General features: G+C 73.0%; 5 protein-coding genes. 3 read left to right on the top strand and 2 right to left on the bottom strand.

The window, feature by feature from the left end:
* Window positions 1-214: 214 nt before the first annotated feature.
* Window positions 215-853: a bifunctional 4-hydroxy-2-oxoglutarate aldolase/2-dehydro-3-deoxy-phosphogluconate aldolase gene (eda, locus tag ACTUAL_RS21365; RefSeq protein ID WP_096492040.1), complete on the bottom strand. Its 639-nt coding sequence runs from the start codon at window positions 851-853 to the stop codon at window positions 215-217.
* Entirely contained in the window at window positions 850-2721 is a 1872-nt protein-coding gene (gene edd, locus ACTUAL_RS21360) for a phosphogluconate dehydratase (protein WP_177154538.1), read from the bottom strand. Before edd ends, eda begins: the two co-directional genes overlap by 4 nt.
* 226 nt (window positions 2722-2947) lie before the next feature.
* Between edd and ACTUAL_RS21355 the strand changes: the two genes are divergently transcribed.
* From ACTUAL_RS21355 to ACTUAL_RS21345, 3 genes are all read left to right on the top strand, one after another.
* Window positions 2948-3241, top strand: coding sequence for a hypothetical protein (locus tag ACTUAL_RS21355; RefSeq protein WP_096492041.1), 294 nt, complete (start codon window positions 2948-2950; stop codon window positions 3239-3241).
* A gap of 486 nt (window positions 3242-3727) precedes the next feature.
* Entirely contained in the window at window positions 3728-4489 is a 762-nt protein-coding gene (locus ACTUAL_RS21350; RefSeq protein WP_015800267.1) for a hypothetical protein, read from the top strand.
* Window positions 4490-4533: 44 nt separating this feature from the next.
* On the top strand, window positions 4534-5462 hold a 929-nt coding region (locus ACTUAL_RS21345), incomplete at its 3' end, for an FAD-dependent oxidoreductase (RefSeq protein WP_440901492.1).

The raw sequence follows: 5462 nt of genomic DNA, 5'->3' as shown, positions 1-5462 counted from the left end.
CACTGAGAGTCGTCGCTGAACTGTCGCTGGGGCGGTGGCGTGGAACGGGCGCGCGGGGACGGCGGCGTGGAACGGGCGCGGGCGCAGGGGGCGCGAGTGAGCGCGAGCTCCCGGAGTGCGTGGTCTGGGCCGGGGCTCGTGGAACGAGCGGAGCGGCGGCCCCGTGGGACCGCCGCGCCTGAGGGCGTGCGTGGCGCTCGTGCGTCGCCGCTGATCAGCGCAGCGCTGCCGCCGCGCGGGCCAGGGACTCGATGCGGGCGTAGTCGCCCGACAGCAGGGCGTCCTTCGGGGCCAGCCACGAACCGCCGACGCAGCCGACGTTCGGCAGGGCCAGGTAGCGCGGGGCGGTGTCCACCGTGATGCCGCCCGTCGGGCAGAAGCGCAGGCCCGGCAGGGGGCCGCCGATCGACTTCAGGTAGTCCGCGCCGCCCGCCGCCTCCGCCGGGAAGAACTTGAGGGCGGTCAGGCCGCGCTCGGCCAGGCGCATGGCCTCGGAGACGGTCGCCGCGCCCGGCAGGAACGGCAGGCCCGTGTCCTCCGCCGCGCCCAGCACCCGGTCCGTGCTCCCCGGAGTCACCAGGAAGGCCGCGCCCGCCTTCGCCGCCGCCGCCGCGTGCTCCGGCGCGGTCACCGTGCCCGCGCCGATCACGATCTCCGGCACCTCGGCGGCGACCCGCTCGATCGCCTCCAGCGCGACCGGGGTGCGCAGGGTCAGCTCGATGACGCCGATCCCGCCGCGCAGCAGCGCCTGCGCCAGCGGCACGGCGTGCTCGGCGTCGTCCACGACGACGACCGGGACGACGGGGGACAGCGCCAGCAGATCCTGGGCCGTCGCGTGTGCTGCGGTGGTCACCGGCTCACCTCCTGGTTGCTCAGCCCCGCGAAGTGCGAGGCGGCGATCGGGCCGAACACGCTGGCTCCCCGGTCGGCCGGGCCGACCGACCGGCGCAGCGCCGCGAACAGCTCGCGACCCGTGCCGGTCCAGGACTGCGCGTCCGGGGGGAAGTCCACCAGTTCGCGCGCGCCCAGTTCAACCGGGTCCACCAACACGTCCAAAGTGGCCGCTCCGGCGTCCACCCGCAGCACGTCGCCGTCGCGCACCCGCGCCAGCGGACCGCCCACCGCGGCCTCCGGGGTCACCTGGATCGCGGCCGGGATCTTGCCCGACGCGCCCGACATGCGGCCGTCGGTCACCAGCGCGACCTTGAACCCCCGGTCCATGAGCACGCCCAGCGCGGGCGTCAGCTTGTGCAGCTCCGGCATCCCGTTCGCCTGTGGCCCCTGCTGCCGCACCACCACGACCACGTCGCGGTCCAGCTCGCCTGCCTTGAACGCGGTCCCGAACGCCTCCTGCGAGGTGAACACCCGCGCGGGCGCCTCCACGACCCGGTGCTCCTCGGCCACCGCCGACACCTTGATCACCGCGCGGCCCAGGTTGCCGGACAGCATCCGCAGCCCGCCGTCCGCCGAGAACGGGTCCGACGCCGGGCGCAGCACCGCCGCGTCCAGGGTCTCGGTCGGGCCGTCGCGCCACACCAGCTCGCCGTCCACGAGCACCGGCTCGCGGCGGTACCGGTCCAGACCGGGACCGGCGACCGTGCGCACGTCCCCGTGCAGCAGGCCCGCGTCCAGCAGCGTCCCCACCAGGAACTGCACGCCGCCCGCGGCCTGGAAGTGGTTGATGTCCGCGCCGCCGTTGGGGTACACCCGCGCCAGCAGCGGCACCACCGAGGACAGCTCGGCGAAGTCGTCCCAGCCCAGCTCGACGCCCGCCGCCGACGCGATCGCCACCAGGTGCATGGTGTGGTTGGTCGACCCGCCGGTGGCCAGCAGCGCGATCACGCCGTTGACCACGGACTTCACGTCGACGACGTGCCCGAGCGGGGTGAACTCCTCGCCCCGGCTCAGCGCGACCGCGCGGCGCGCCGCCTCCTCGGTCAGCGCCTTGCGCAGCGGCGTGTTCGGCGGCACGAACGTGGCGCCCGGCAGGTGCAGGCCCATGACCTCCACGACGAGCTGGTTCGAGTTCGCCGTCCCGTAGAACGTGCAGGTGCCGGGGCTGTGGTACGAGGCGGCCTCGGCTTCGAGCAGGTCCTCGCGGGTCGCCTTGCCCTCGGCGAACAGCTGCCGCACGCGGGCCTTCTCCTTGTTCGGCAGCCCCGACTCCATGGGCCCGGCGGGCACCAGGATCGCGGGCAGGTGGCCGAACGAGAGCGCGCCGATCAGCAGACCCGGCACGATCTTGTCGCACACGCCGAGCAGCAGCGTCGAGTCGAACATGTCGTGCGAGAGCGCGATGGCCGTGGACATGGCGATGACGTCGCGGCTGTACAGCGACAGCTCCATGCCCGCGCGGCCCTGCGTGACGCCGTCGCACATCGCGGGCACACCGCCCGCGAACTGGGCGATCCCGCCCGCCCCGCGCGCCGCCTCCTTGATCCAGGAGGGGTACTCGTCCATCGGCTGGTGCGCCGACAGCATGTCGTTGTAGGCCGACACGATGGCGACGTTGGGCTTGCGCACCGCGCGCAACGCCTGCTTGTCGCCCCCGGTGATGCCCGCGAACCCGTGGGCCAGGTTGCTGCACGCGAGGTCCCCGCGCGCTGGCCGCCCCTCAAGCGCGGCGGCGTTCACTCGTTCGAGATAGGCGGACCGGCTTGCTGCGCTCCGGGCGGCAATGCGGGCCGTCACTTCTGCGACGACGGGGTGCAGGTCGCTCATTGCTCTGCGTCTCCGGTGGGTAATCACGGGCTGTGGTGGCCCCGGTGGACGACAGCGCTGGCGTCGCACGGAAGGACGTGACAGCGCACACACTAGGTGACCAGAGGGCTTGATCACAAAAACGATTCAGAATCCGGACGGCCCCGCACGGGTGTGTGGCCCTTGTCACAGTGCCCGAGAGCGGGCAGAGTCGGACGCCGGAACACGCCCAGGGAGGTCCCCCGACATGACGTCCTCCGAGATCGCCGAACTGCGCCGCGCGGTCGGCAGGCTCCGCCAGGCCGTCGTCGCGGTGCGCGCCCGCCACGGCGACGTGCCCGCCGTGCGACGCCTGGCCAACGACGTGGAGCGGCTCGACATCGACGCCGCCGACCTGTCCGAGGCGCCCATCGCGCCACGACCGCGCCAAGCCCCCGACGTGGAGCGGGAGGTGGTGGTCGTGCCCGACACGCCCTACGACGCCTCGCTCTGGCACGATGCGGACGACGAGGGGCTCGGCGGCTACCGGCAGCGCCGCTGACCCGGCCCGGCCCGCGGCCCCCGCGTCCTCGGCGCGGGGGCCGTTCGCGTTCCCGCAGCGCGGCGGCGGGGGTCCGGGCGGCCCGCGCGGGCGGTTCGGCGCGGCGCTCGTCCCACCCTGTGGACGGACGTCGCCCGGACGTGGCGGAACCCCCCGGAAGCGCCATATGGGACGCCCGATCCGGTCATCACCCGGATGGGGAAACGACAGGAACCGGGCGCGGAAGCAAGGTCGTCAGGTGGCCGAAAACGGCTCCAGCCGGACCGGACAGCGCCATCCCGAGCACCACCACCCGGAACGGTGACAGCGGGCGAGCCGCCGCCGGACGTCGCACCGGGGGCGCCACCGCACGGGGCACGCGCGGCGCCACCCGCACAGGGCGCCACCCGCACAGGGCACGACCGCACAGGGCACCACCCGCACAGCGCACAACCGAACAGCCGAGCACCACCGCCGAGCACCACAACGACGTGGAGAGGTGAGGGGATGAGGGCGCGGATCGAACAGCGCACGCTCCGCACGGACCGCTGGTGGCTGCCCCCGCTGGCGACGGCGGCGGCCCTGCTGCTGATCTCCGCCTACGCGGCGGTGCGCACCTTCATGGGCGACTACTACTGGGTCGACGACTACCACTACCTGACGCCCATGTACTCCCCGTGCCTGAGCCAGGAGTGCTTGCCCGAGGCCGCGCACTTCGGCAGGCCGCTGCCCGAGCTGCCCGGCTTCCTGACCCCGCCCGTGGTGATCCTGCCGTTCCTGCTGGGCTTCCGGGTCACCTGCTACTACTACCGCAAGGCCTACTACCGCGCCGCCTGGCTGTCCCCGCCCGCGTGCGCCGTCGCCGAGCCGCACGCCCGCTACACCGGCGAGACCCGGTTCCCGCTGATCGCGCAGAACCTGCACCGGTACTTCTTCCTCGCCGCGTCGGTCCTGCTGCTGGTCAACACCTACGACGCGCTCGCCGCGCTCACCACGGGCCTGGGCCTGGGCAACATCATCCTGCTGGTCAACGTGACCCTGCTGGGCGCGTACACCCTGTCCTGCCACTCGTGCAGGCACATCGCGGGCGGCAGGCTCAAGCACTTCTCCCGGCACCCCGTGCGCTACCGGATGTGGACGCTGGTCTCCAGGCTCAACGCCAGGCACATGCTCCTGGCCTGGGCGTCGCTGGTCTTCGTCTGCCTGACCGACCTCTACATCGCGCTGGTCTCGGCCGGCGTCGTCAGCGACCTCAGGTTCATCGGCTGACCTCCGGCGGGGCCGGTGGGCGAAGGCAGGGAGAGGAGCGGGCGTTGCCCGAGCTGGAGAGGCACACCTTCGACGTGCTCGTGATCGGCGCTGGGGGCGCGGGCCTGCGCGCCGCGATCGAGGCGAGGCAGCGCGGGGCCCGGACCGCCGTGCTGTGCAAGTCCCTGTTCGGCAAGGCGCACACCGTCATGGCCGAGGGCGGCATCGCCGCGGCCATGGGCAACGCCAACCCGAACGACAACTGGCAGGTGCACTTCCGCGACACCATGCGCGGCGGCAAGTTCCTCAACAACTGGCGCATGGCCGAGCTGCACGCCAAGGAGGCGCCACAGCGGGTGTGGGAGCTGGAGACCTACGGCGCGCTGTTCGACCGCACGAAGGACGGCCGGATCAGCCAGCGCAACTTCGGCGGCCACGAGTACCCGCGCCTCGCGCACGTCGGCGACCGCACCGGCCTGGAGCTGATCCGCAGCCTCCAGCAGAAGGTCGTCTCGCTCCAGCAGGAGGACTTCGTCGAGACCGGCGACCACGAGTCGCGGCTGAGGGTGTTCCAGGAGTTCACCGTCACCGACCTGCCGCTGGACGGCGGGCGGGTCGCGGGCGCGTTCGGCTACTGGCGCGAGAGCGGCCGGTTCACCCTGTTCGAGGCGCCCGCCGTGGTGCTGGCGACCGGCGGCATCGGCAAGTCGTTCAAGGTCACCTCGAACTCGTGGGAGTACACCGGCGACGGGCACGCGCTGGCCCTGCGCGCGGGCGCCGAGCTGGTCAACATGGAGTTCGTCCAGTTCCACCCCACCGGCATGGTCTGGCCGCCCAGCGTCAAGGGCATCCTGGTCACCGAGTCGGTGCGCGGCGACGGCGGCGTCCTGCGCAACTCCGAGGGCGAGCGGTTCATGTTCGGCTACGTGCCCGAGGTGTTCAAGGACAAGTACGCCGAGGACGAGGCCGAGGGCGACCGCTGGTACACCGACCC

It is taken from the genome of Actinosynnema sp. (assembly GCF_052038725.1).
The sequence above is the reverse complement of the archived record's forward strand: the minus strand, read 5'-3'. Positions and strand labels throughout refer to the sequence as shown.